The organism is Streptosporangium sp. NPDC048886, from assembly GCF_055586905.1.
Map to the genome: position 1 here is coordinate 18483 of NZ_JBVJHH010000003.1, position 24553 is coordinate 43035.

A 24553-nucleotide genomic window follows, 5' to 3' on the forward strand; every position below is an offset into this window, starting at 1 on the left:
GTCAGCGTGCCCTTCCGCGCCGGTCGACGCGTTCGTACAGCCAGTCGCCCACGATGTTGAGCGCGGCGGCCGTGGCGATGATGGCGAGCCCCGGGGCGATCACCGCCCAGGGGTTGGCGAGGAGCTGGGTGCGGTTGTCCGACAGCGTGCGCCCCCAGTCGGGCGAGCCGGCCGGCACCCCGAGGCCGAGGAAGGACAGCGAGGCCAGCGAGACCAGTGCGTAGGCGAAGTTGAGGAAGGCGTTGGCCAGCGCCACCGGGGCGATGTTCGGCCAGACGTGCCTCGTCATGATCCGCCAGGCGGAGAGGTTCTTCAATCGCGCCGCCTCCACGTAGGGCCGGTGCCGCTGCTCCAGGACGGCGCCGCGCACCACGCGCGTGTCGGTGGGCGCGAACAGCACCACCAGCACCACGATCGCCAGGCCGTATCCGCCGCCCAGGACCCCGGCGACGACGATCGCCACGAGCAGGGCCGGCAGGGAGAACATCAGATCCGCCCAGCGCATGGCCAGCGCGTCGACCCAGCCGCCGAGGTATCCGGCGGGCAGCCCCACGAGGTTGCCGACGAGCATCGACCCCACGGCGACGCACAGCGCCCCCGGCACGGCCGTACGGGCCCCGGCGACCAGCAGTTGCAGCACGTCGCGGCCGAGGTCGTCGGTGCCCAGCGGGTGGCCGGGCCCGGGGCCGGCGATGCCCAGCATCAGGTCCTGGCCGGTGGCGTCCGGCACCAGCCAGGGGGCGGACACGGCGGCGACCGCGACCGCCAGGAGGACGGCGAGCGCGGCGGCCACGCTCACCGGCGGACGCGTCACGACTCTCGATGGACGCGTCACGACGACCTCCCGCCGAGCCGGACGCGCGGGTCCACGGCCGAGTAGCCGACGTCGACCAGGAGGTTGACGGCGGCGATGAGCAGGGTGAGCAGCAGCGCGAGCGCCTGGACGACCGGCACGTCCTTGAAGGTGACCGAGTCGACGAGCAGGGAGCCGAGACCTGGCAGCGCGAAGGTCACCTCCACCAGCACGGTCCCGGCCAGCATGCCGGTCACGATGAGCCCCGCCGCGGTGAGGATCGGCACCAGCGAGTTGCGCAGCGCGTAGCCGAGGACGGCGGCGCCGCCGAGGCCGCGTGCCCGCGCGAAGACCACGTAGTCCTGCTCCAGCTCCCGGATGAGCGCGGCCCGGCTGAAGCGGACGAGCATGCCCACCGCGCCGACGGCCAGCGCGGCGGCGGGCAGCGTGAGGTGCAGGATCTGGTCGGCGAGGCCCTCGCCGGTGCCGTAGACGGGGAACCAGCCCAGCCAGGCCGCGAACACCACCAGGAGCAGGAGCCCGACGGCGAACGGCGGGGCGCTCAGCCCCATCACCCCGGCGGTGACGACGAGCCGGTCCGTGGCACGGCCCCGGCGCAGGGCCCCGACCACGCCCAGCGGGATGCCGGCGAGCACCGCCAGCAGCGTGCCGTACCCGGTCAGCGCCAGGGTGAGCGGGAGCCGCTGCCCGAGCATGTCGGCGACCGGCATCCCGGTCCTGATGGAGGTGCCGAGGTCGCCCCGGACGGCGCCGCCGAGCCAGCTCAGGTACTGCACCGGCAGCGGGTCGTTCAGGTGGTAGCGGGCCTGGATGGCGGCGATCGTCTCCGGCGTGGCGGGACGGGTGCCGAGGAGGGTCTGCTGGACCGACCCCGGGGCGAGGTAGAGCAGGCCGAACACGCCGATCGACAGCAGCGCGACGACCACGGCGGTGCCCGCGAGCCTGCGCAGCAGGAACGCGCCCCAGCTCCGCCCCGTCATCACAGCACCCCGTTCCCCGCCAGCCAGGCGGCCACGCGCTCCGCCGCGTCCCGGCGGTGCTCCGGCTCGGTCAGCTCGTGGCCCTCCCGAGGGTAGACGACCAGCTGGGTCCGGACTCCAGCCGCTGACCAGGCACGATAGAGCTCCTCGGCCTGCCCGGCCGGAGTCGTGCGGTCCTCGGCGCCGTGCAGGATCAGCGTCGGGGTGGTGACCTTCGCGGCGTGGCAGACCGGCGAGCGGGCGGCGAGGAAGTCCCTGCCCTCGGACGTGGCGATGCCGGCACCGCCGTGGTAAAGCGGGTCGTAGCCGTGGCCGAGGTTGCTGGCGTTGGCGAAGCTGAGCCAGTTGGCGACCCCGGACATCACCACCGCCGCCCGGAACCGGCCGGTGCGGGTCACCGCCCACGCGCTGAGATAGCCGCCGTAGCTGAGCCCGAGAACGGCCATCCGCCCGGGATCGGCCACGCCCGCCGCGACGAGGTGGTCCACGCCGGCGAGGACGTCGTCCAGATCCTGCTCCCCGACGTGCCCGATGACGCGGCGCGCGTAGTCCTGGCCGCGCCCGCTGCTGCCCCGGGGATTGGGCAGCAGTACGGCGGCGCCCGCGTGCACGAGCGGCAGCGCGAGCTGCCCGGACTCGGCCGGCGCGAAGGCGCTGGACCACAGCCAGGTCGGCCCGCCGTGCGCGATGACGACGAGCGGCGACGGCGCCCGCCGCGCTCCGCGCCCGTCCGGTCCGGAACGGTCCGGGCCCGCAGCGCCGTCCGGCCCGGAGCGGGCCGGGTGGTCCGGGTGATTCGAGTGGTCCAGGTGGTTCGAGTGGTCCAGGTGCTCTGGGTGGTCCGGGTGGTCGGGGCCGGCGGAACCGTCCGGTCCGGAGCGGTCCGGGGTGGCCTGGCCGTACGTCTCGGGCCTGCACCGGGTCAGCAGGAGCCCGTGGACGGCGAGCCCGTCGGGGCCGGTCCACGCCACCTCCTCCTGGTGTACGGCGAGCCCGGCCAGGGCGTCGTTGAGGGCGGTGACCTGCCGCCAGCCGCCCCCCGTCACCTCCGCGACCGCGATCTCCGGGGGCCGTTCCGCCGTCTCCCAGACCGCGGCGGCCAGCGTGCCGGCGCGGTCCACCGACAGCGACGGCTGCCCGTCCCGCCCGCCCAGGGTCCCCCAGGCCGTCCACCGGGTCAGCGCGCGGCCGTCGGCGGTCAGCGTGCCGCCGTGCGTCCCGGTGCCCGACCAACCGGTGAACCACAGGGTGTGCCCGTCCAGCCAGCCGAGATCGGTGACGTCGTCGACGGCGGCCAGCCTCGTCGTCTCGCCGGTGGCCAGGTCGATGTGGATGATCCGCCCGGAGACGATGGACAGCCCCTCGACCACGACGGCGGCGCGCCCGCCGGGTGCCAGCCGCGGGCGGCTGAGCTGCCAGGAGGTGCGCAGGAGGGTCCGGGTCTCACCGGTCTCGGGATCGATGAGGTCGAGCCTGGGCCGGTAGTAGCCGGCGGGCGTCTCATCGTCCGAGGTGACGGCGAGCGCGACGCCGCCCCGCCAGTCGGCCTCCCACACGGTCACCCCCTTGAGCGGGATCGGCCGCAGGCACGGGTCGCCGACCTCGGCCCAGGCCAGCCGGCGCAACCGCCCGCCCGGGGTCCGGACGTAGGGGTCGGAGGGGTCGTGGACCCGGAGCCCGAGATGGCTGCCGTCGCGCTCGCTGCCGGGGTCCGCGGTCCGCACCAGGACGGTCCCGTCGTCGTCCGCGACCAGGTCTTCGATCTCCCCGGCCGCCCGGACGCGCCAGGCGGGGGCGAGGTCGTCTCCGGCCCGGACCTCGACGTGGTCGAGGTCCGGCCCCTCTCCGGCGGCGAGCAGCAGCCGCCCGTCCGGCAGCCAGCGCGTCAGCGCGTGCCACCGCCGCGGCGCCTCGGGCACCGGGACCGGCGCCCCTCCGGCCGCGAGGTCGAGCACGTGCGCGACGGGCTCCGCGCCCGCGAGCGGCAGGACGCAGGCGACGCGACCGCCCGCCGGGTCCAGCGCCACGCTCTCGGGCACGCGGAGATCGGCCAGCGCCGCGTGCGCCCCCAGCAGCGCCGCCCGCGCCTCCGACGCCTGTGCTGCCGGTACCCGTGCTCCTGGCGCCTGCGCTCCCGGGGCCCGTCTCTCTGACGGGGCCTGCGCTCCCGGCGGCGCCTGATACGTCTCCGGCGCCGCCGGTGTCTCCGGCCCGGTCATGAGCGGGCGGAGAGCTTGGCGGCCCAGGGGCCGACGAAGAAGTAGGGCCCGAACTCTCCGGTGCCGACGCCCGGGCCGAACGCGGTCGCCGCCTCCCCCCACCACAGCGGCTGGTAGGGGACGTCTGCGGCGGCCTTGACCAGCGCCTCGCCGAGGAGCTTGCCCCGGGCCGCCTCCTCGACGGCCTCCTTGGCCCGGTCGAGCAGGCCGGTCACCTCGGGGTTGTCGTATTCGGCGATGTTGGAGCCGTTCTCGCCGGCGTAGGCGCTGTTGAGGAGCTGCTGGACGTACTCCGACGGGTCGCCCGTCGTCGCGAAGTACCACCCCAGGTAGATGCCGGAGGCGTGCTTGCCGAGCTCGGCGATCCACTGCTCCAGCGGGACCTCCTTGACCTCCAGGGTGATCCCGATGGTCTTGAGGTTCTGCGCGAGGGTGAGCGCGGCCCTGCCGAGCTGGGGCCCGCTGCCGGGATAGGTCAGCACGTCGCTGAAGCCGCCCGGGACCGACGACCGGGCCAGCTCGGCACGTGCCTGGGCGAGGTCGAAGCCGTACTGCGGGATGCTCTCGTACAGGCTCTTGACCTCGGCCTCGCCGAGCACGCCACCCCACTGGGCGGGGTCGGGGATGGTGGCGGCGACCTGGCCGTGGCCGCGCAGGACGCTGCGCACGATGCCCTCCCGGTCGACCGCGTGGGCGACCGCCCGGCGGACGTGGACGTCGTTCCACGGCTTCTTGGCGGTGTTGAAGGCGAGCGTGACCAGGGAGCGGTCGCTGGCCGTCTTCAGCTCGGCGCCGGGCACCGCCTTCCACTGGTCGATCTGCTCGGCGGGCACGTTCAGCGCGACGTCGACCGAGCCGCCCCGCATGGCGAGCAGCCGGGTGGACTCCTCGGGGATGAAGTCCAGCCTGATCTGGCGGTACGGCGCCTTGCCGCCCCACCAGGCGTCGTTGCGCTCCAGCGTCACGTGCGAGTCGGGCGCGAACTCGGTCACCTTGTACGGCCCGGTCCCGAGGATCTTCCCGGTGGGGGTGCCGATGTCCTGGCCGGTGGCCTCGATGAACTTCCGGCCCGTCACGAGCAGGGTGCCCGGCGACGGGGTCCAGGCGAAGGACGCGTCGGGCTGCTTCAGCGTGATCGTGACCTCGGCCGGCCCACTTGCCTTGATCTTGTCCACGTTGGCGTAGGCGTAGGCGAAGGCCGAGGTGGAGCCCTTCCTGGCATGGAGGTCGAGGCTGGCCACGACGTCGTCGGCGGCCAGCGGCGTCCCGTCCGCGAAGGTCACACCACTGCGGATCGTGTAGACATAGGTCTTCGGGTCCTTACGGCTCCACGACTCGGCGAGGGCCGGCTGGAGGCTGCCGTCCTGGCCGACCCCGACCAGCGCCTCCTGGCAGAGGAGGGCGACGACGTAGTTCATGATGCCCGCCTCCTTGCTCGCGTCCAGCGAGCTGATGGAGGAGGGCAGCGCGACCCTCAGGACGTCGCGGGGGCCAGCCGCCCCTCCGGACGGGCTCCCCTGACCCGCCGGCCCGGTCGAGCCGCAGGCCGTCACGAGGCCCGGGACCGCCGCCAGGCCCCCGACGATGGCGATGGACCTCAGAAGGGAGCGCCGGGTGAGGGCGGTGTCGGGGAGATCGGCCACAGGGGACCCACTTTCATGCGGCCAGCCAGGTCACCTAGCTGCTGCGTCTACCATTACTATCCACTTGGCACAGGAGAGTATTCGCTAGGTAGCATTCCGGTCAAACCCACCTGTTGAATGGGGAATTCATGGCCTCCGTCACCGTCTACAGCGCCCCCTGGTGCGGTCACTGCCATCGGCTGAAGGAGGGGCTCACCCGGGCGGACATCCCCTTCACCGAGGTGGACGTCGACCGGACGCCGGGGGCGATCGAGCTCATCACCGAACTCGGCGGCGGCTCCTGGCTGATCCCGACCGTGGTGCTGCCCGACGGCTCGGCCCTGGTCAACCCCAGCGTGCGGGAGATCCAGGGCCGTCTGTCCTGACCGGCCGGCAGGAGCACGGCCGGCTGAGGCGGCCGCCTGCGTCCCCGGCGCCGGCCAGCGGAGGGTACGGCTTGGCGCGGGTACAGCTGGGGGGTACGGCCGGGGGTACGGCCGGCGCGGGGTACGGCCGGCGCGGGGAGCGGCCGGTCAGCGCTCCGGCTCGCCCTTCGGGGCACGCACCGGCGTCAGCGCGAGCACGGCGGCGGCCAGCGGGAAGCACGCGACCACGACGAGCACGCGGGACAGGCCCATCGACGGAGCCAGCGCGCCGGCCACGGCGGAGCCGACGCCGCCCCCGACGAAGAAGGCGAGGTTGAGCAGCCCCATGCCCGCGCCGCGCAGCGGCAGCGGCAGCCTGGCCGACATCTCCCCCGTGAGCACCACCTGGGTGAGGGCGAAGGAGGCCAGGGCGAGCGAGGCGCCGGCGACCAGGGGCCACGCCCCGCCGCCCGCGAACCCGGCCACGGCCACGATGGCACCCGTCACGGCGGCGGCGCCGGCCAGCAGCCGCCGGCCGGCGCGGGCGCCGAGACCGCCCGCCACGCGGGACAGCACGGCGCCCACCGCCGCGCCGGGCAGCAGCGCGGCGCCGACCGCGAGCACGCTCCAGCCGTGGGACCTGGCCAGGATCTGGGGCACCGCGTACATCATGGCGAACAGGCCGCCGTAGACGCCGACGCCGACGGCCGCCGCGGCCCAGAACCCGGAGTCGCCGGCCACCGGACGTGGCACGAAGCCGCCCGGCCTGCGCTGGACCCGCCGTGCCAGGCCCGCCGAGGACAGCGCCAGCACAGCCGTGAGCGCCGCCGCGACCGCGCCCGGCAGGCTCAGCGTCCGCGCCTGGATCAGCAGCAGCAGTGAGCTGACCGCGGTGGTGAGCAGGGCCGCGCCAACCACGTCCACCGGCCTGCGCGATCCCGGCCTGGTGGCCAGGGCCAGGCAGAACGGCACGGCCAGGAGCGACAGCGCGGGCAGCACCAGGGTCATCCGCCAGGACAGCCAGGCCGTCACCACCCCGCCGACCAGCGTGGCGCCGGCCGCGAACAGCGCCATGACGCCCCCGTAGGCGGCCAGCACCCTGGCCCGGACGGCCGGATCGGTGGCGGCGAGCAGGGCCAGGCCGCCGGAGGTCATCGCCCCCGACCCGGCGGCGAGCACCAGCCGCCCGGCGATCAGCACGCCCAGGTCCGGGGCGGCCAGGCAGCAGACGGCGCCGGCCGCCAGGAGCAGCGAGCCCGCGGTGAGCGCGGCCCGCACCCCCCAGGAGTCGGCCAGCCGCCCGAAGACCGCGGTGCCGATGCCGAGCGCGAGGGCGTGCGCGGTGAGGACCCAGACCACCGCGGCGGGTCCGGCGCGCAGCGCGGTCGCGACGCTGGGCAGCGCGACGCCGGCCGCGGTGACGCCGAACACCGCGGGGCCGAACAGGGCGCCGAGCCGTACCGCGGTCGAGAACGGCCCGATCGCGGCCGGACCGGCGGCCACGGCGGGCGGCTGCCCGACGGCGGAGGTGGAAGACATCGACGGCGCCTCTTTCATCGGGTGACGGGGGTGCGTGCGGCCTGCCAGGCCGCACTGCTCACGGGGTGGACGTCGTGGCGCGCCTGCACGGCCGGCAGGCCGTCGCCGGGCTCCAGCCCACGGGCGACGCGCCCCAGATGCCGGAAGTAGCCGAACCGCTCGACACCGGGCGCCAGGACCACCAGCACGTCGGCGGCCGAATCGGGGGCGGCGCCGAACGCGTGCGGCAACCCCGGCGGCACCACCACGAGGTCGCCCCCGGCCACCGTGACCAGCTGATCGCCGAGGAGGAACTCCATGACCCCGTCGAGCACGTAGAACGTCTCCGAGGACAGCGCGTGGCGGTGCGGGGCGGCTCCGTCGGCGCCGCGGCTCAACATGAGCCGGTTGACGCCGAGCGCGCCCCCGGTGCCGCCGGCGTCGACCAGCAGCCGGAACGCGCTGCCCGCCGCCAGCTCCACCACCTCGGCGCTCTCCGCGCGGACGATCACAGCACGGCTCGTATCCGGGTCGTTCGATGACATGCACACTCCTTCCAGATGCTTGCCTCCCATTCGAGCGTGGGAACACCTCACGGACCAGAAGCAGTTGTCACCTGCAGAAATCACCGATCGTGATGAATGGAGGAGCCGTGGAGCTCCGGCAGCTGGAGTACTTCCTCGCCGTCGCGGAGGAGGGGGGATTCGGCCGGGCCGCCGAGCGCCTGAACATCGTGCAGTCCGCGGTGAGCCAGCAGATCCGCAGGCTGGAGCGCGAGCTCGGGCTGCCGCTCTTCGACCGCTCCACCCGGCACGTCCAGCTCTCCTCCGCCGGGGAGCGCCTGCTGCCCGAGGCCAGGGCCGTGCTCACCGCGGCGGACCGCACCCGGCAGGTCGCGGCCGAGATCGTGGCGGGCGCCGACGGCATCCTGCGGCTGGGCGCGGTCCACGGCCCGGGGGACCGGCTCTACCGCACCCTGGCCGAGCTGGCCGCCATCGCCCCCGGGCTGCAGGTCCGGCTCAGGAACGCCCCGCTGGCCGACCGGCTGGCCGCGGTGCGCTCCGGCGGGCTGGACGCCGCGCTCGTACGCGCCCTGACCTCGGCCCCCGGCCTGCGGCTGATCCGCGTCTGGAGCGACCCGCTGTACGTCGCCCTGCCCGCCGCCCACCCGCTGGCGGACGAGCCCCTGCTCCGCCTGGAGCAGCTCGCGCACCTGCCGCTGCGGCTGGCCCCCCGGGAGAGGAACCCTCCCTTCCACGATCTGATCACCGGCGCCTGCCGCGCGGCCGGGATCGACCCGCCCCCGGGGCCGCCGTTCACCAGCCTGCAGGAGACTCTGGCCGAGATCGGGACGGGTCCGCCCTCCTGGACGGTCTTCTACGAGGTCTCGGGGCTGCCGCTCGCGCACCACGTGACCTTCCGGCCGCTGGCCGGACCGGCCGTCGTCACCTCGCTCGCCATCCGCGACAGGCCGCTCACCGCCGCCCTGCGGCACCTGCTCACCTCGTTCGGAGCCGGCGCGCCGGACGACGGTGCGCGGAGCGGCGACGCGCCGCAGGAGGGCGGCGCGCGGGCGACATGAGCCGGGCCGGGGGATCCTCGTCAGGCCAGCAGCGGCTCGACCAGCAGGATGACTCCGAAGATCGCGAAGGCGGCGGCGGCGCCGTACCGGATGATCTTCTCGGGCAGGTGCTTGCCGAGCATCCGGCCGACCGCGATGGCCAGCGCGTCGGCGGCGACCATGCCGACCGTCGAGCCGAGCCAGGTGCCGAACCAGCCGTGCTGGGTGGCCAGCGTGATGGTGGCGAGCATGGTCTTGTCGCCGAGCTCGGCGAGGAAGAAGGCGACGGTCACGGCGATGATCGCCGACCGGGTGGTGCGCTGCGCCTTCTGCGACTCCTCGTCGGTCAGCTCGTCCCCGCGCAGGGTCCACACGGCGAAGCCGAGGAACGCGAGGCCCGCGATGATCGTGATGGCCGTGGTGGGAATCAGGTCACCGGCCAGCCGGCCCAGGCCGACGCTGACCAGGTGGACGACCGCGGTGGCCAGGGTGATGCCGGCCAGGACCGGCCATGGCTTGAACCGGGTCGCGAACGTCATCGCCATGAGCTGACTCTTGTCGCCGAGCTCGGCGACGAAGATCACCGCGAGACTGATCCAGAACGCTTCCAACGGGATTGCCCTTCCGCGCGCGCGGCCGGGCCGGAAGGGGCACCCGGGGAGACGGGCACGCTTCGGCCCGGCAGCATCGGTGTATGCCTGCCAGGCCGAAGGTCTCGTCCGCCTGGATCGGCTCGGATGCCAGGCCCGCGCGACCGGGCGCCCGGGGCGCCAGTATGTCGATCACGCGATTGGGACTACTCCCCTTCGGGTGTTTCCATCTGACCCTAACAGGCGCGGCCGCCCGCGCATTCCCCGGAACGGCCCCTTCCCGCTCCCCGGCCCGGGTCAGAGGTGGGTGCCGACCATCACGGGCTCGTTGACGAGGGTGACGCCGAACTTCTCCCGCACCCCGTCCCGGACCTCGCGGGCCAGGTCGAGGAGGTCGGCGGTCGTCGCCGACATCTCTGGATTCGTCATGGCGAGGGTGTGCTTGGTGGAGATGCGCGCCGGGCCGCGGCGGTAGCCCTTGGGGAACCCGGCGTTCTCGATCAGCCAGGCCGCCGGGACCTTGACCGCGCCGTCCGGCATGTCCCACCGGGGGTGTCCGGGGGCACGCAGCTCCAGCTCGGCCGCCTCCGCGGCGGTGAGGACGGGGTTGGTGAAGAACGAGCCCGCGCTCCGGCTGTCGGGGTCGTCGGCGTCGAGCACCATCCCCTTGCCCCGGCGCAGCTCCAGCACCGCCGCGCGGGCCTCCGCCGGCGGCACCCGCTCACCGAGGGCGACGCCCAGCCTGCCGGCCAGCTCCTTGTAGGCGACCGGGCCGGACAGCTCTCCCCCGGCCAGCTCGTAGGTGACCGCCAGGACGACGTGCCGCCCGGGCTCCTCCTTGAACACGCTGTGCCGGTAGGCGAACCCGCACTCACCGGCGGTCAGGTCGCGCACCTCGCCGTCCTTGCGGTCGTAAACCCGCACCCCGGTGATCGTCTGCGAGACGTCCTGACCGTAGGCCCCGACGTTCTGGATCGGCGTGGAGCCGACCAGCCCCGGGATGCCGGACAGGCACTCGATCCCCGACCGCCCTTCCGCCACCGCGCGGGCGACCAGCCCGTCCCAGTCTTCTCCCGCCTGCACGGTGAAGCGGTCTCCGTCGACCTCGATCCCCCGCGACCCGACACGCACGACCAGCCCGTCGAACCCCTCGTCCGACACGACCAGGTTGCTGCCGCCGCCGAGCACGAGCACCGGCTCGCCCGCCCGGTCCGCGCCGGCCACCAGCTCGACGATCTCCTCCGCCGACCCCGCCGCCACGAACGCCCCGGCCGGTCCGCCCAGCCCCAACGTCGTGTACGGCGCCAGCCGTACCCCTGCAACCCGCTCAGTCATGCGCTTCCCCACCACCCGGCCGAAATCCGCGACCAGCCTACGTGGCACGGAGCGGCTAGGTGTCGCGGAGCAGCCTCAGCACGCGGTCGTAGGTCCGGCGGGACTCCCTGGCGCGGTAGTCAGGGTCGACGTCGTGGTAGCCGCGGTGCCGTTCCTGGTGGACCGGCAGGTCCCTGTCGAGGGCGACGAGGGTGCCGGGAAGCATGAGGGAGAACTCCAGGTCGGCGTTGCGGTAGTAGCGGGCCCCCGCGGGGAAGCCGCCGGCCGCGAGCGCGGCGTCGCGCCTGACCGCGAACAGGTGGCCGAGCAGCCCGCGGACCTCGCCGGGCTCCGCGTCATGCCACTCGTGACCGTCGGCCCCGGGGTTCACGCCCTTCCAGCCCGCCGCGGCCACGTCGTCGGTCAGCGTCCGGACCAGCGGAGTGATCGCGTCGCCGTCCAGGATCGTGGAGGTCTCCATCACGACGTGCACGTCGGAGGTGTCGAGCTTGAGCAGCTTGGTACGGCTCTCGCCCCACCCGGCCGTGCCTCCCCTCCAGTGCGGGGCCTCGGCCACGTGCCAGGCCTCGACCCGGCGGGGGAACTCCTGGGCCAGCTCGTGCAGGACGGCGCCGGCGCCGTCGACGTCGCCCAGGTCGAGACCGATGATCCTGGCCTCGGTGCGGGCCACCAGGGCACGGACGCACTCGCGCAGGTCATCGGGCCAGCCGTCGACCAGGAGGCCGACGGTCACGGTGGGCGGCGCGGCGGGCTCCGCGTGCTCGACGGGAGTGATCGACTCGTCGAGGCGCGACACCGACAGGCTCCCATCCCACAGCAGTTGGGAGGAGACCATCCGCTCGGGATGGCCCTCATGGTCGTCCCACTCGGGGTGACCCCCGTGGTCGTCGGCGCGGCCGACGAGCTCGGAGCCCTCGGGCTTCTGCTCCGGCGCCGCCTCCGCCTCGGCGACCCGCTCGGCGTTCAGGTCGTCGAGCCGCTCGGGCCTGGCCTCGGGGGCCGCGGCCTCGGCGACCCGGCCGGCGTCCATGGAGGCGGTGTCCCGGCCGGCGGGCTCGGAGCCGGCGGGACCGGCCCGTCCGGACCGCCGGCCGCCCGTCCCCGTCTCGGGGACGGAGCTCACCGTCGGCCACACCTCGAAGGGAGGCCGGGGGATCAGCTCGAAACCGTCCGCGGTGTCACGGACGAGCCAGCCCTCGGCTTCGATCTTGTCGCGGAGCGCGTCGGCCCCGGCGTGGTCGCCGCCGGCCCGCGCCCTGGCCCGCTGCTCGGCGAGCCCCGTCACGTGAGGTGGTACTTCGCTCATCTCCGGACGCTACCCACGGACCGGGGGAAGAATCAGCCCCCCGGCCCGGGAGCCGGACCAGCCGTACTCGACCTCCGTGGTCAGGACGGCTAGCCGAGCTGGACCACCGCGCGGGCCTTGGAGAGCACCCGGGAGTCGCCGGACCTGGCGGTCAGCGCGACCACCACGCGCTTGTCCTCCAGCTTCTCCTCGATGACGCCGCTCACCGTGATCACCGCGCCCTGCTCGTCGTCCGGGACGACCACCATGGAGGAGAAGCGCACGCCGTAGTCGACGACCGCGCCCGGGTCGCCGACCCAGTCGGTGACGAACCTTCCGCCCTGGGCCATGGTGAACATGCCGTGCGCGATGACGTCGGGCAGGCCGACGGTCTTGGCGAAGCGCTCGTTCCAGTGGATGGGGTTGAAGTCGCCGGAGGCGCCGGCGTACATCACCAGGTTGGCGCGGCGGACCGGGTAGTCGACGGGCGGGATCTGCTGGCCCGTCTCGACCTCGTCGTATTTGACAGTCGCTGCCATCTCAGGCCGCCCCTCCGCGCTCGACGATGGTGTTGTAGGCCGTGCACACGGGTTCGCCGTCGACGGTGGTGACATCGCTCCTGACGGTGACGAGCTCGTTGCGGCCGACGCTGCGGATGTCGGTCACCGTGGAGACGGTGACGAGCTCGTCGCCGGCGTGGATCGGCCGCTGGTATTCGAAGCGCTGCTCACCGTGGACGACCATGGCGAAGTTCAGGCCGAGCTCGGGGTCCGCCAGGACCGACCCACCGGTCAGGCTGAACACGATGGGGAAGGTGGGCGGCGCGATCACGTCCGGGTGTCCGGCGGCCCGGGCGGCCTCCCGGTCCCGGTAGACCGGGTTGTTGTCGCCGATCGCCGTCGCGAACTCTTTGATCTTCACGCGGCTGACCTCGTAGGGCGCGGAAGGCGCGGACGCCCGCCCGACGAAATCACGGTTCAGAGCCATCGTGCTCCTTTGCGGATACCGAGCTGGTGAGGCCGACACTAACAGAACAAGATTCCGGGACGTATTTCCCGGGTCGGCCATCAGGAAACCCTAGCCCGGCTCCGCCCGGCACCGGCTGTCGAGCGTGGTCAACACCCGTGCGGAAAAGCTGTACAGATACGACAGACCGGCGCCCTCCAGAAGGAGGACGCCGGTCTGCGTTGAGTATGAGTGCTACTGAAGTAGCCATCTCCCGTCGAGGACCGGGAGGCTTCGCAGAGACTTAGCGGGTCTCGCGGTGCGCCCTGTGCGTCTTGCAGTTGGGGCAGTACTTCTTCAGCTCAAGCCGATCCGGGTCGTTGCGCCGGTTCTTCCGCGTGATGTAGTTGCGGTGCTTGCACTCCTGGCAGGCCAGCGTGATCTTCGGCCTAACGTCGGTGGCAGCCACTTGGGAGTGCCTTTCTACGTTCGGGACTAGGACAACCCAGCCCAGCTCCCCTTGTGAGGGGACCCGGGAGGGTAGTAGCGGAGGCCGGACTTGAACCGGCGACACAACGATTATGAGCCGTTTGCTCTGCCTGGCTGAGCTACTCCGCCTTGGGCCGGCGAAATCTACCGACCCCCGCAAGGATACCCGACGCGCAGAGTGCCTGCGTACTTGTGCAGGTCAGGGCCATCGCTCCTGGGTTTCCCCAGTATGCCCGTCTGCTCGCCGGGAGCCTTGAGTCTGTCCGGGTGGCCTTCAGGTCCACCCAAGCCGAAAGCCCTAACCGGATGGTTAGGGCTTTTAGGCTGTTGAGCCCCTTTACGGAATCGAACCGTAGACCTTCTCCTTACCATGGAGACGCTCTGCCGACTGAGCTAAAGGGGCCTGTCTGCTTCGCTCTCGCGCTGCGGACAGGTGTAACCATACACGCCCCGGGAGCGCGATGCGAAATCAATCGCGGCCCCCGGATCGCCACCGCTCACTCGTCAGCGCCACCGGAGACCGCGCTCGGCCCGACCGGCCTGCTCAGCGCGGCCCGAGTGCTCCGCCCGGCGGGAGTGCTCGGCCCGACCGCCCTGCTCGGCCCGGCGGGAGTGCTCGGCCCGACCGGCCTGCTCGGCCTGGTCGGTCTGCTCGGCCTGCTCGGTCCGCTTGGTCCGGCCCGCCTGCTCAGGCGTGGGCAGTTCCCCGATCACCGTGCCGATGTGGTCCTCGGGCTCGGGGAAGTCGCCGGAGACGCCGAAGTGGGCGAAGTATCTCTTCCCCTTCATCCGCTGCACGCTGCCCAGCAGGACCGTCGCGGTGTACGGCTCGACCTCGCAGTCCGGCAGGCACCAGGTCCCGGTCAGCTTGCCGGTGCCGAGCGCCGCGTGCGGCCCCCACTTGCTCCAGGTGATCTCGCTGAGGGAACTGCTCTCGGACAGGACCAGGTCCGCCGGCCGCTGGTCGGCCCGCCCCTCCTCGGCCCCGTGGAGGTTGAACACGTAGACCGGCTCAGGGCCCCTGGGCCCGGTCCCGGCGACGGCCGCCCCGGATCCCGCGGTCGCGACGACCGTCCCGAGCACGGCGACCACTGCGGCGATGGCGCTGCTGCGCATGCCTTCCCCCCGTATCTGCGCTGTGTCTGCGCTGTGTCTGCGCTGCCTGTGCACTTGTCCCTGCGCGTCGGCAGGGCGGGGGGAGGACCTTCCGGCCGGCGGGGTGACGATCATCCGCCGGGCCGCCCTCCGCATCGTACGGCGGAGGCCACGAACCGGCGGGCAGGCGGCTCCGAATACTTTCCGTGGCGTACATGGGACATGCGGTGAGAGCGAGCGGCGCGGGACCGCTGTCCGCGCCGACCGGATGGCGGGTCACCCGATAAGAAATCACCAAGTAAGTCATAAGCGGGCCGTCACACCATGAGTCGGGCAGCAAGCCGTACCGACCGAGGAGACACCCGCGATGGCCCCCAAGACCCCCGAACTGCTGGGCTTCCAGATCACCCACCGAGCCATGCGCGGCGACGTCCGCCGTCTGGCCCGGCTGGCCACGGATCTGGCCGATGGCCGGCAGTCCGCCACCCGGGCCCGCGCCGCCGCCATCGCCGGATTCGTCACGACGCTGTGCCAGGGCATCCACCATCACCACACGATGGAGGACGAGGTGCTCTGGCCCGTCATCGAGCGGACCGCCGGCGCCGAGGTGGACCTGCGCGACCTGAGCGACGACCACTCCGAGCTGGACCCCCTGCTGGCCGAGATCAACAGCCGGGCGACCGCGTTCGCCTCCGGCGGGGACGCCCGCGCGCTCGCCCTCTCGCTCGCCCGGCTCGCCGACATGCTCGACGAGCACATCGAGGAGGAGGAGCGGCTGCTCTTCCCGATCATCACGAAGTACGTGTCCGTGGCCGACTGGAAGCGGGTCGAGGACGCCGTCCGCAAGGGCGGGAACATCAGGGTCGACCTGCCGAGGATCGAGCAGTACGCCAGGCCGGCGGAGCTCGCCAGACTGCGCAGGCTGGCCGGGCCCGTGCTGACGGTGCTGCTCTCCCTGCTGCGCGGCGGCCACCGCCGCCGCCAACTGCTCGTCTTCGGCCCTCTCGCCGAGATCTGAACCACGCTCCGGCCCGGTCCAGGGCACCGTACGGCGGGCGCGCGCAGGACACCGGGCGTGGGACGCCGGCCGGTCATGGCCGGCGCCCAGCCGCCCCTGACGGGGCCGGGCTACCGCCCGGGCTCCGGGCACCGGCCCCCGGCTGCGGCTGCGGCGCGGGCCCGGGCCGCCCTGCGGGCCCAGTGCGAGGAGCCGGCCTGCTCGGCGACGCGCTCCGCCGCCGCGTAGTGGGCCGCCCCGTCCCGGCCGAGCGACTCGGCGAGATCTCCCAGAACGTGCGCGACGGGCCCGATGGTGACCGACCCGGAGGAGAGACCGGCCAGCTCGCCGTCCCACGGCAGGAGCTCCCGGTAGCACCGCTCGCTCACCTCGCGGTCGCCCAGGGCGACCGCGTTCTCCGCGCGCAGCGCCATCCGTATCAGCCAGTAGTAGTCCTTCCGCGCCGCCCAGCCGGGCTTCCAGAACGTCCGGGCCTCCTCGTGCCGGCCCTCGGCGATCAGCGCCCGGACCAGCAGTTCGGAGACGTCATCCGGGATGAACCCGTACATGGCCATCATCTCCGGGATGTCCTGCGGCAGGCCGCCCACCAGCCGGGACAGGAACCGGCCCACCATGCCGATGCCGGTGGCGTTGGCGCCCCCGGTGGCGGCCATCCGCTCGGCCACCGTCGAGTAGGAGCGCTCCGCCCGCTCGAACTCGCCCCTGATCAGCAGGACCAGCGTGTCCAGCATCGACAGCACGCTCAGTGCCAGGCCGAGCTGGCCGCTGGTGGAGTGCTCCAGGGCCCGGTCCGCGTGATGGCGCGCGGCGGGGAGGTCGTTGCGGCCGAGGCTCACCATGTAGAGGGCGTGGTGGCCCTGCATCCGGTAACCGGGCAGCCCGGCACGCTCGCCCAGTTCCACCAGCTCCCGGCCCACCGCCTCCAGCTCCTCACGCCGGTGCGGCGTCAGCAGGACGAAGTAGCGGGCGTTGAGCGCGAGGCAGACCAGTTCGGTACGGCCCAGCCTCCGGGCCAGCCGCAGCGCCTCGGCGCTGGACGACTCGCACACCTCGTCGTCGTGCCCCTCCAGCTCGAAGGTGAGCGTGGCCAGCAACCGGCAACGGGCCTCGTCGCCGTCCTCGCCCGCCGTGTCCCCCTCCAGCGCCTCCCGGACCGCCGCGACGAACGCCTCGTCGATCCGGCGGTCCGGCTGGATCGACCAGGTCACCGGGGCCTCGTAGGTGGTCAGCGCGCGGATGAGCCCCGTCCCGAGCCGCCGCGCCACCGCGATCGCCCGCTCCCGGTTCTCCCTGGCGGCCATCACGTTGCCCTCGTGAGCCTGCACGCCCACCAGGCGGCAGAGCAGGTCGAACCGGCGGTGGTCGTCGTCCACGAGATCGAGCGCTCCCTGATAGAGGCCCCCCGCCTCCCGGTAGGCGTGCAGGGCCGCCGCCCGCTCCGCCGCCGCCACCGCGTACGGCACCGCCCGTCCCGCGCTGCTCGTGGTGGCCGCCGCGAGCGCGTGGTGTCCCAGGGCTGAGACGTCCCCGGGCCTGAGGCGCTCCAGCGCGCCGAGGACCCGGCCGTGCAGCCGGGTACGGCGGATGCCGGGGGTGTCCTCGTAGAGGGTCTCCCGCACGAGCACGTGGGCGAAGCGGACCCGGCCCGGCGCGGGCTCGGTCAGCAGCCCGGTCAGCACGCCCGCCTCCAGCCCGTCCAGCACCGCGTCCTCGTCGGCGCCGTCCATCGCGAGCAGCACGTCCACGTCGACGTCCCGGCCGACGATCGCCGCGTCCCTCAGCGTGGTCTGGGCCGTGGCGGGCAGCCGGGCGATCCTGCGCCGGATCAGGTCGCGCACGCCGGGCGGCAGCGTCCGGGCCGCCGGCGTCCCGTCGGTGGCGATCAGCCGCGCGGTCTCGCACACGAAGAGCGGGTTGCCGCCGGTCCGCTCCGCCACGGTGCGCGCGGTCACCGGGTCGATCTCCCGCCCCGAGCGCTCCCGCAGCAGCTGGGCCACCCCGTCGTCGCTGAGCCCGTACAGGTCGAGGCGGTGGGTGTGCCGCCCGGTGAGGGCCGCCCAGGTCGCGCCGAGATGGTCGGCGGCCTCGGCGGGACGGTAGGTGGCAACGATCATGATCTCCGCCGCCGCGAGCCGTACCGCCAGATGGCGCAGCAGCCGCAGCGTCTCCTCGTCGGCGCGGTGCACGTCCTCCAGCACGACCAGCAGGCGCGTATCGGCCCCGGCGACCTGCGCCAGGTAGTCCTCCACCGCTCTGGCCAGCAGGAACCGCTCGGCGGCCGGGGTGTCGTCGACCAGCAGGGGCGCCAGCCGTACCGCCACGTCGTCGGCCGGCGGCCGCTCGGCGGCCAGCCCACGCAGGACCTCGCTCCACGCCCACGCGGGCGGCGCGCCGCCGTCCGTCTCCGGGCACCGGCCCGCGGCGGTCAGCCATCCCCGGCCCGCCAGGCTCTCCGCGAACGCTCCGGCCAGCGTGCTCTTGCCGGCTCCCGCGTCCCCGCCCAGCCACACCGTGCGCAGCCCCGCCGCCCCGGCGACGGCGTGGAGCGCGGCCAGCTCCGCCGTACGGCCGATCAGCCCGCTCTCCTCGGATGTCCAGGTCAGGACCCGCCCGGGGGCCCGGGTGGCGATCAGGGGACCGGAGACCACCGGCGCTTCCCGGGCCGGGGGACCGGAGATCACCGGCGCTTCCCGGCGCAGGGAGCCCGCGTGGGCCAGGATGTCCGCCTCCAACCCGCGCAGCGCCGGCCCGGGGTCCACCCCGAGCTCACCGGCCAGGGTCTCGCGGGCCTTCCTGATCGCGGCCAGCGCGTCCGCCTGCCGCCCGGCCCGGTAGTAGGCCAGAGCGAGCAGGCGCACGGCGTTCTCCCTGAGCGGGTGCGCGCGGACGTGCTGCTCAAGCTCGATCTCCGCGTTGCGCCCGAGCACCAGCCGGGCCTCCGCCCGGCACTCCACGGCGACCAGCCGCAGCTCCTCCAGGCGCGCCGTCTCCGGCTCCGCCCACTCGTCGTCGGCGAACTCCGCGTAGGCCGGGCCCTGCCACAGCGCGAGCGCCCGGTCGGCCAGGTCGAGTGCCCGCGTCCCGTCGCCCGAGGCGAGCGCCGCCGTGGCGGAGTCGACCAGCCCGGGGAACACCCAGGCGTCCACCTTTCCGGGCTCCAGCCGAAGGCGGTAACCCGGAGCGGCGCTGACCAGCACGGTGGCGGGTGTCCGGGGCGGCCGGTCGGGTTCGAGCGCCCGCCGCAGGTTGGACACGTACACCTGGAGGGCGGCCAGCGCCTTGGGCGGGGGCTGCCCCCGCCACAGGTCATCGATGAAACGATCGGTGGAGACCACATGTCCGCCCGCGGCGACCAGCCTGGCCACCACGGCCCGCTGCCGGGAGGCGCCCAGCTCCACCGCACGACCGTTGATCTCCGCCTGGAGCGGACCGAGAACACGCAACATGACAGGGGCAGAGTATGCGTCCCTGATCGCCATTTGATTGACATTGAGGAGCACAATGCTGCAAGACCGGCGCAAGGCGACGATCCGGGCGCTCGACGAGAGTGACCGGCCCCACTGGTACTGGCACGGGGTGGACGACGACGGCCATGTGTGGCTGTTCGAGACCGTCATGGACGACGGCGGGGAGTATTGGCCCGTCAGGCATGCCGAGCTGGGATCGGACGGCCTCGCCCGCCGGTATTCGTGGAGTCACATCGAGGACGAGCACGGCTTCCTGGCCGAAGGCCCGATCTATCCGGACGACTTCGGCCTGAACCGGCTGACCGCTGAGGAGTTCGCCACGCTGTGGAACGCGCTCAGCCGGTGAGGGCGCTCTCCTCGGAGTTGTCCGGACGGCCTTCCCCGACTCGCCGGTGAGCCCGCGGGATCTCACCGGTGAGCCCGCGCGTCACCGCCGTGGCGCCAGGCGGCGCGAGACACCTCAGGGGCGTCGGACAGGGCGCCGGCCGATCAGGGAGCGTCGAACAGGGCGCTGACCGACTCGCCGTCGTGGATTCGGCGCATGGCCTCGGCGAGCGCGGGGGCGATCGACAGGACCCGGAGCTTGGAGCCGGGCTTGGCGTCCGGGATGGGCACGGTGTTGGTGCAGACGATCTCCTCGACGTCGGGCTGGTCGCCGAGGCGGTCGACGGCCCCGTCGGCGAAGAGGCCGTGGGTGCAGGCGATCCGCACCGAGTTGACCCCGCGCTCCCGGAGACGGTCGAGCAGCTCCATCACCGTCGTGCCCTTGGCGATCTCGTCGTCCAGGACGATGACGTCCTTGCCCGCGACGTCGCCGATCACCGATCCGATGATGACCCGGTCGTCGCTGACCCGCTGCTTGGCCCCCATCGCGACCTCGATCCCCAGAAGGCGGGCGAAGGCCGCGGCCTCCTTGGCGTTGCCCAGGTCCGGGGAGACGACGACGGCGTTGGAGAGGTCGTACTGGCGGAAGTGGGCGGCCAGCTCGCGCAGGGCGTGCAGATGGTCGACCGGGACGCTGAAGAACCCGTGCACCTGGGGCGCGTGCAGGGTCATGGCCAGCACCCGGCCGGCTCCCGCCGCCACCAGGAGGTCGGCGACCAGCCGCGCCCCGATGGAGATGCGCGGCGCGTCCTTCTTGTCCGATCGGGCGTAGGCGTAATGGGGCATCACCACGGTCGTCCGGGCGGCCGAGGCGCCCCTGGCGGCGTCCAGCATGAGGAGCAGCTCGACGAGGTTCTCCTGGACCGGGGGGACGAGCGGCTGGATGAGGAACACGTCCCGCTCCCGGCAGTTCGCCGGTAGCTGCACCTCCAGGCAGTCGTTGGCGAACCGCTTGACCCGGACCGGATGCAGCGGGGTCCCCAGGTGGGAGCAGATCTCTGCGGCCAGCTCGGGATGGGCACTACCGCTGAACACCGTGATGTCTCGCACGGGGCGCTCCTTGCTTGTGAACCGTGGGATCAGCCAGGCGAGCGGCATGCTATCGGTGGGCGCGGCACCGGCTCGCAGCCGGTGCCGACCGCCCCGGCGGAGCGGGTCAGGACACCATGGACGGCCTGGCGGCCCATGTGTCGCAGGCGGCCGGGGAGACCGCGCGGTAGCCGCGATTGAACCAGCGGACCCGGTTGGCGCCAGTGCCGTGGGTGCGGTAGTCGCCGATGTCACCGCTGGCGCGGAGCGCGCCGGACAGCGCCTCCCAGTCCTGCTCGGTACGTGGCAGAGACCGTCGCACGCTGCCCAGGAACACACCGGACAGGCAGTCCGCCTGAAGCTCGTAGCGGCGGCCGAGCTCGGCCCAGTGGGCCCGGTCGGAGCGGACACGGGCCTCGTAGTCGTCCCTGATGCCGGTGAGGCTCTGCAGGTGGTGGCCGTATTCATGGGCCGCCACCTTGAGGGGATACAGGTCGGTCCGGCCCTCGATCCAGCTGCCGGTGAGCGGGAACACCAACGTGGACCGTTCCGTGCAGTAGAAGGCCGCCGCGTTGGCGGGCCAGCGCACTCCGCACACGCGCTGGGCGGGTTCTTCGTAGAAGCGGACCGTGGGCTCGCGGAACCTCAGCCCGGCGCGGGTGAGGTGAGCGGACCACAATCCGTTCAGGCATTTCATGGACGCCGTCAGATACTCGCGCGTCCGAGGCATGCCTCCGTCGATGAGCGGCGGCTCCGGGCACGATGTGGCCGCCAGCCTGCCGATCTTCAGCAACGGGTTCCTGGGCGGAGCGGCCTGCGCCACTCCGGACGGCAGGACGGCAAGACACACGGCCACCAGGAGGGCCCATCGCGTGAGGACAGCCAGACGCCGGAGAGATCGCCGGGGGCCGGCGCCGGACAGGAGGGAGCGCATGATCGGACAGCTTAGGACTTCCGGCGCGCCGGGCCGAGACCGCCGGCAGTCCGGCCGGGCCGACGCTGGCCGAGCGTCCGGCGGGTGGGGTCAGTCGGCGAGGAGCGCCACGGTGTCCGGGGTGAGGCGGCCGAAGGTCCCGTCGGGGCGCATGAGGTTGCGGCAGCCGTCAAGCTCGACGTACGCGTCCCTGAAGCCGGGATCCAGGACCGCGAACCGGGTGTGGTCGCTCGGGCAGTCGGTGGCCGGCGCGCCGTCCAGGGAGGTGAGCAGGGCGCGCAGACTGCGGCCCTTGAGGATGCGCGTGGACTCGAACCTTCCCTTGACCGTGCCCGCGGCCTTGTCCAGGGTGCGGTAGACGCATACGCGCAGGCCCTTCGGCGCGGGATCCCACATCGGGCGTGCCCGCTGCGGCCGAGGCGGCTCCGTCCGTAGCCGGGAGAAGGTGAGGATCATGTCCACATACGTGTCGACGCAACCGGCCCGGAAGTGCTCTTCGCTCTCGACCCTCCGGACGGGTATCACCTTCTCGACTCGGTACGGCAGGCGGCGGATGGCGTCGAGGGCGGAACGGAACGGCTTCCCGCACACAGTGGTCGGCAGGTCCGGCAGCACCGCCCTGCCCGACGAGTCCACCACGACGAAGTCGTCGACCAGAATCAGCTCCATGGTGCAGTTCTGGCCGAATATCGATCTCTCGGACGGGCGGCGCAGCTCGGCCATCAGCTCGCCGGCCGCCGGACCGTCGGCGTGCTCCTCGATCACGACCGTCCAGCGGCCCTTGCCGGGCAGGTAGCGGGAGTCCCAACGGCAGCGGATGACCTGGACCGGCGTGAAGTCATCGGCAAGCACCTGGCGTGGCAGGGACAGGTCCGGTTCGGGGCCCTTCGGGCAGGAAGCCCCGGCGACATGATCCAGACGTGTGGTCCGGTCTTCCGCAGGGTCGCATCCGGTGAGAACCATCACGGCGATCATGACGAGAGCCATGCGGACAAGGTTCACCTCTGGACCCTATTGGGGATGTGTCGTCCGCACTCTCCGATCCGCCGGGAAATGCGATCAAGGACGAGACGCCCTGAGCGTGTGCGATGGGATCCCTGCTGTCCGGAACGGTGATGGAGGCGGCCTCGCCAGGGAATCTTCACGGACCGAAGGATGTCTATCCTGTGACACGTGACATAGGCCGACGTCGGACGGTGCCATGCAGAACGCCCCCGCTGCTCCCATGGAAGCACCGCCCATCAGGCGGTCTTTCTGGCGCGGCGCGAAGGGAGGCTGTCTGGCGGTGGTGCTCCTGCCGGTGATCGGGCTGTTCCTTCTCGTCAAGGTCCCCATGTGGGCCAACGACGCGAAGCTCGACAGTTTGATCGGAAGGTTCGAGAACCACCCCTTACCACCGAAGACGCATTGGGCGGACAAGGACGCGGAGGGCTCCATCGCGCTGCGCGGCAACGGCAACCACTGCGACTACCGTGCCCGGTTCACGCTGAGTACGGAGTTGTCCGTCGACGAGCTCACGGACTACTACGACCGGGCGGACATCGCGGGCGTCGAGACCGGCCGGCCGAACGTCACGGTGTGGACCCGGCAGCCGTCGAAGCGCGCGGCCTACAGCAGCCGGACGGTGATCGTGGAACTGAACGACGGCACCGGCGCGGGCCTGGACATCCGCTGCCACTGACCTGCTCGGGCTGTCCGACCGGGTTGAGCCGGTCTTGCCTCGCCCGCACCACTCACCGTCTGTGCGGATGACTCGCGGGGAGCTCTCCCGACCCAGTCGAACAGAGGACGGCACCCGGCTCAGCGTCCTCTTTCTACGCCTTTCTACGCCTTTCTACGCCTTTCCAAGCCGGGGACGTGGCGGTCGGCCACAGGCGGACGCTGAGCGGTCACCCCCTGGGATGAGCGGTCACCCCCTGGGAGCTGGGCGTCATCCCCTGGGAAGGGTGCGACGGCGTAGCAGGAGTCCGATGGCGGCAGCGAGGGTGATGAGGAGGCCGGTCGATACGAGCACCCGCCCGTCGGGGCCGGACTCACCGCCGCCTCCGGTCGCGGCTCCCCCTGTTGGTGTCTTGAATATCTTGCCCTTCTCCTCCCCTTCCTCCCCTTGGGCCGGCTGCGGGCTCGAAGTCGCCGGTACGGAATCGGATGACTGATCATCCACGGTCACCTGTGGGCTCGGGGTCACCTTTACGGCATCGGTTGGCTGGCCGTCTACGGAGGCGACGGTGAGGGTGTAGGTCGTCAGGGCCGCGCTGTTCTGCACCTCGCACTTGATCGACGGCCCGTTGGGCCCGGTCCCGAAGTTGATGGCGGCCGGCTTCACCGTCGCGGTGCCCGCGTCGGAGGATTCGGTCTTCAGCGTGACCATGGTCGTTGGCAGGGGAACGGTCCGTCCCACGCCGAGGGTGGCGAGCTCGCCCACTCCGGTGGCTGAGGTCAGCCCGGCGAGCCCGCTGATGGACGCGTACGCGTACAGCTTGGTGCCGTCGGCCAGTCCCGCGGTGGGCGCCCTCAGCGCGGTGGTGTCGTCGACGTAGGTTCCGCGCCAGCCGATGGTCGTCGGCTGGCCCGTCGTAGCGTCGGCCGGCACCGTCAACTCGACCCTGACCTTGATGTCTTGTTTCTCGGCCACGCCGGTTGTGGTGCATCGGTAATCGACGATGTCGGTGCCGACGACCGCACTCTGCCGCAGCTCGGAGACGACGGCATGCACCGGTTGGCAGATCAGGGTCAGGCCGCCGACCAGGGCGGCGCCCGAGAGAATCAAGGGGATGCGCAAAACGACTCCTGTTGCGACAGACGGGGCACAGGAGAGACGGGGCGTGAAGGCGTCCGGTTGACACCATTGAGCCATTTCCGACCCGCTGGCGCCGAATGAAGCGTTTCGGGATCCACGGAGA

The 24553-nt window shown here is 72.7% G+C and carries 23 protein-coding genes and 2 tRNA genes; 5 read left to right on the forward strand and 20 right to left on the reverse strand.

Features of this window, described 5'->3' with window-relative positions:
* Window position 1 precedes the first annotated feature (1 nt).
* The 4 genes from ACZ6R6_RS04060 to ACZ6R6_RS04075 all read right to left on the reverse strand — a co-directional run bounded on the left by ACZ6R6_RS04060 (window position 2) and on the right by ACZ6R6_RS04075 (window position 5656).
* On the reverse strand, window positions 2-835 hold the full coding sequence (locus tag ACZ6R6_RS04060) for an ABC transporter permease (RefSeq protein WP_470090020.1): 834 nt from the start codon (window positions 833-835) through the stop codon (window positions 2-4).
* Entirely contained in the window at window positions 832-1794 is a 963-nt protein-coding gene (locus ACZ6R6_RS04065) for an ABC transporter permease (protein ID WP_470090021.1), read from the reverse strand. The genes ACZ6R6_RS04060 and ACZ6R6_RS04065 overlap by 4 nt, the downstream gene beginning before the upstream one ends.
* Window positions 1794-3833, reverse strand: coding sequence for a S9 family peptidase (locus tag ACZ6R6_RS04070; RefSeq protein WP_470090023.1), 2040 nt, complete (start codon window positions 3831-3833; stop codon window positions 1794-1796). The genes ACZ6R6_RS04065 and ACZ6R6_RS04070 overlap by 1 nt, the downstream gene beginning before the upstream one ends.
* 176 nt (window positions 3834-4009) lie before the next feature.
* A complete protein-coding gene (locus ACZ6R6_RS04075; protein ID WP_470090025.1) occupies window positions 4010-5656 on the reverse strand; it encodes an ABC transporter substrate-binding protein in 1647 nt (548 codons plus the stop codon).
* 128 nt (window positions 5657-5784) lie between these two features.
* Between ACZ6R6_RS04075 and ACZ6R6_RS04080 the strand changes: the two genes are divergently transcribed.
* Complete coding sequence (locus tag ACZ6R6_RS04080) at window positions 5785-6021, forward strand: glutaredoxin domain-containing protein (protein ID WP_306860125.1); 237 nt, start codon at window positions 5785-5787, stop codon at window positions 6019-6021.
* A 147-nt stretch (window positions 6022-6168) separates the two neighbouring features.
* Here the strand turns inward: ACZ6R6_RS04080 and ACZ6R6_RS04085 are convergent, their stop codons facing one another.
* The gene (locus ACZ6R6_RS04085; RefSeq protein ID WP_470090027.1) at window positions 6169-7539 is read right to left on the reverse strand and encodes an MFS transporter; all 1371 of its coding nucleotides are present in this window, start codon (window positions 7537-7539) and stop codon (window positions 6169-6171) included.
* Between the two features lie 14 nt (window positions 7540-7553).
* Window positions 7554-8063 carry a cupin domain-containing protein gene (locus ACZ6R6_RS04090; protein WP_470090029.1) on the reverse strand — a complete coding sequence of 170 codons (510 nt, stop codon included), beginning with the start codon at window positions 8061-8063 and terminating at the stop codon, window positions 7554-7556.
* A gap of 107 nt (window positions 8064-8170) precedes the next feature.
* On the opposite strand from ACZ6R6_RS04090, the gene ACZ6R6_RS04095 reads away from it, so the two are divergent.
* Complete coding sequence (locus ACZ6R6_RS04095; RefSeq protein WP_470090031.1) at window positions 8171-9100, forward strand: LysR family transcriptional regulator; 930 nt, start codon at window positions 8171-8173, stop codon at window positions 9098-9100.
* Between the two features lie 20 nt (window positions 9101-9120).
* On the opposite strand, the gene ACZ6R6_RS04100 is transcribed toward ACZ6R6_RS04095, so the two are convergent.
* From ACZ6R6_RS04100 to ACZ6R6_RS04140, 9 genes are all read right to left on the reverse strand, one after another.
* Window positions 9121-9690, reverse strand: a complete 570-nt coding sequence (locus tag ACZ6R6_RS04100) for a TMEM165/GDT1 family protein (protein ID WP_470090033.1) — start codon at window positions 9688-9690, stop codon at window positions 9121-9123.
* A 276-nt stretch (window positions 9691-9966) separates the two neighbouring features.
* Window positions 9967-11004, reverse strand: a complete 1038-nt coding sequence (locus ACZ6R6_RS04105) for a UDP-N-acetylmuramate dehydrogenase (RefSeq protein ID WP_470090034.1) — start codon at window positions 11002-11004, stop codon at window positions 9967-9969.
* Between the two features lie 55 nt (window positions 11005-11059).
* The gene (locus ACZ6R6_RS04110) at window positions 11060-12310 is read right to left on the reverse strand and encodes a glycosyltransferase family 2 protein (protein WP_470090036.1); all 1251 of its coding nucleotides are present in this window, start codon (window positions 12308-12310) and stop codon (window positions 11060-11062) included.
* 89 nt (window positions 12311-12399) lie between these two features.
* Complete coding sequence (locus tag ACZ6R6_RS04115) at window positions 12400-12828, reverse strand: MaoC family dehydratase (RefSeq protein ID WP_470090037.1); 429 nt, start codon at window positions 12826-12828, stop codon at window positions 12400-12402.
* Between the two features lies 1 nt (window position 12829).
* The gene (locus ACZ6R6_RS04120; RefSeq protein WP_470090039.1) at window positions 12830-13276 is read right to left on the reverse strand and encodes a MaoC family dehydratase N-terminal domain-containing protein; all 447 of its coding nucleotides are present in this window, start codon (window positions 13274-13276) and stop codon (window positions 12830-12832) included.
* Between the two features lie 262 nt (window positions 13277-13538).
* Window positions 13539-13703: a 50S ribosomal protein L33 gene (rpmG, locus tag ACZ6R6_RS04125; RefSeq protein ID WP_036325591.1), complete on the reverse strand. Its 165-nt coding sequence runs from the start codon at window positions 13701-13703 to the stop codon at window positions 13539-13541.
* A gap of 75 nt (window positions 13704-13778) precedes the next feature.
* Window positions 13779-13852: transfer RNA gene (locus ACZ6R6_RS04130), tRNA-Met, on the reverse strand.
* A 201-nt stretch (window positions 13853-14053) separates the two neighbouring features.
* A tRNA-Thr gene (locus ACZ6R6_RS04135) sits at window positions 14054-14126 on the reverse strand.
* Window positions 14127-14227: 101 nt separating this feature from the next.
* Window positions 14228-14839, reverse strand: coding sequence for a hypothetical protein (locus tag ACZ6R6_RS04140; protein ID WP_470090041.1), 612 nt, complete (start codon window positions 14837-14839; stop codon window positions 14228-14230).
* Between the two features lie 346 nt (window positions 14840-15185).
* On the opposite strand from ACZ6R6_RS04140, the gene ACZ6R6_RS04145 reads away from it, so the two are divergent.
* On the forward strand, window positions 15186-15836 hold the full coding sequence (locus ACZ6R6_RS04145) for a hemerythrin domain-containing protein (RefSeq protein WP_470090043.1): 651 nt from the start codon (window positions 15186-15188) through the stop codon (window positions 15834-15836).
* Between the two features lie 110 nt (window positions 15837-15946).
* Here ACZ6R6_RS04145 and ACZ6R6_RS04150 read toward each other — a convergent pair whose 3' ends face one another.
* On the reverse strand, window positions 15947-19282 hold the full coding sequence (locus tag ACZ6R6_RS04150) for a BTAD domain-containing putative transcriptional regulator (protein ID WP_470090045.1): 3336 nt from the start codon (window positions 19280-19282) through the stop codon (window positions 15947-15949).
* A 55-nt stretch (window positions 19283-19337) separates the two neighbouring features.
* On the opposite strand from ACZ6R6_RS04150, the gene ACZ6R6_RS04155 reads away from it, so the two are divergent.
* On the forward strand, window positions 19338-19649 hold the full coding sequence (locus tag ACZ6R6_RS04155; protein ID WP_470090046.1) for a hypothetical protein: 312 nt from the start codon (window positions 19338-19340) through the stop codon (window positions 19647-19649).
* A gap of 143 nt (window positions 19650-19792) precedes the next feature.
* Here the strand turns inward: ACZ6R6_RS04155 and ACZ6R6_RS04160 are convergent, their stop codons facing one another.
* The 3 genes from ACZ6R6_RS04160 to ACZ6R6_RS04170 form a co-directional block, all read right to left on the reverse strand.
* A complete protein-coding gene (locus ACZ6R6_RS04160; RefSeq protein ID WP_470090048.1) occupies window positions 19793-20737 on the reverse strand; it encodes a ribose-phosphate diphosphokinase in 945 nt (314 codons plus the stop codon).
* A gap of 106 nt (window positions 20738-20843) precedes the next feature.
* Window positions 20844-21413, reverse strand: coding sequence for a neutral zinc metallopeptidase (locus ACZ6R6_RS04165; protein ID WP_470090050.1), 570 nt, complete (start codon window positions 21411-21413; stop codon window positions 20844-20846).
* A 327-nt stretch (window positions 21414-21740) separates the two neighbouring features.
* Entirely contained in the window at window positions 21741-22652 is a 912-nt protein-coding gene (locus tag ACZ6R6_RS04170; RefSeq protein ID WP_470090052.1) for a hypothetical protein, read from the reverse strand.
* A gap of 283 nt (window positions 22653-22935) precedes the next feature.
* Between ACZ6R6_RS04170 and ACZ6R6_RS04175 the strand changes: the two genes are divergently transcribed.
* Window positions 22936-23331 carry a hypothetical protein gene (locus tag ACZ6R6_RS04175; RefSeq protein WP_470090054.1) on the forward strand — a complete coding sequence of 132 codons (396 nt, stop codon included), beginning with the start codon at window positions 22936-22938 and terminating at the stop codon, window positions 23329-23331.
* 249 nt (window positions 23332-23580) lie between these two features.
* Here the strand turns inward: ACZ6R6_RS04175 and ACZ6R6_RS04180 are convergent, their stop codons facing one another.
* Entirely contained in the window at window positions 23581-24432 is an 852-nt protein-coding gene (locus ACZ6R6_RS04180) for a hypothetical protein (protein WP_470090055.1), read from the reverse strand.
* Window positions 24433-24553: the final 121 nt, after the last annotated feature.

What these genes read in the sequence shown, in the direction of transcription:
- ACZ6R6_RS04115 (WP_470090037.1), bottom strand. Translation starts at nt 12,828, where the DNA reads ATGGCAGCGACTGTCAAATACGACGAGGTCGAGACGGGCCAGCAGATC.
- ACZ6R6_RS04110 (WP_470090036.1), bottom strand. Translation starts at nt 12,310, where the DNA reads ATGAGCGAAGTACCACCTCACGTGACGGGGCTCGCCGAGCAGCGGGCC.
- ACZ6R6_RS04140 (WP_470090041.1), bottom strand. Translation starts at nt 14,839, where the DNA reads ATGCGCAGCAGCGCCATCGCCGCAGTGGTCGCCGTGCTCGGGACGGTC.
- ACZ6R6_RS04090 (WP_470090029.1), bottom strand. Translation starts at nt 8,063, where the DNA reads ATGTCATCGAACGACCCGGATACGAGCCGTGCTGTGATCGTCCGCGCG.
- ACZ6R6_RS04085 (WP_470090027.1), bottom strand. Translation starts at nt 7,539, where the DNA reads ATGTCTTCCACCTCCGCCGTCGGGCAGCCGCCCGCCGTGGCCGCCGGT.
- ACZ6R6_RS04155 (WP_470090046.1), top strand. Translation starts at nt 19,338, where the DNA reads ATGCTGCAAGACCGGCGCAAGGCGACGATCCGGGCGCTCGACGAGAGT.
- ACZ6R6_RS04120 (WP_470090039.1), bottom strand. Translation starts at nt 13,276, where the DNA reads ATGGCTCTGAACCGTGATTTCGTCGGGCGGGCGTCCGCGCCTTCCGCG.
- ACZ6R6_RS04080 (WP_306860125.1), top strand. Translation starts at nt 5,785, where the DNA reads ATGGCCTCCGTCACCGTCTACAGCGCCCCCTGGTGCGGTCACTGCCAT.
- ACZ6R6_RS04150 (WP_470090045.1), bottom strand. Translation starts at nt 19,282, where the DNA reads ATGTTGCGTGTTCTCGGTCCGCTCCAGGCGGAGATCAACGGTCGTGCG.
- ACZ6R6_RS04165 (WP_470090050.1), bottom strand. Translation starts at nt 21,413, where the DNA reads ATGAAATGCCTGAACGGATTGTGGTCCGCTCACCTCACCCGCGCCGGG.
- ACZ6R6_RS04065 (WP_470090021.1), bottom strand. Translation starts at nt 1,794, where the DNA reads ATGACGGGGCGGAGCTGGGGCGCGTTCCTGCTGCGCAGGCTCGCGGGC.
- ACZ6R6_RS04105 (WP_470090034.1), bottom strand. Translation starts at nt 11,004, where the DNA reads ATGACTGAGCGGGTTGCAGGGGTACGGCTGGCGCCGTACACGACGTTG.
- ACZ6R6_RS04145 (WP_470090043.1), top strand. Translation starts at nt 15,186, where the DNA reads ATGGCCCCCAAGACCCCCGAACTGCTGGGCTTCCAGATCACCCACCGA.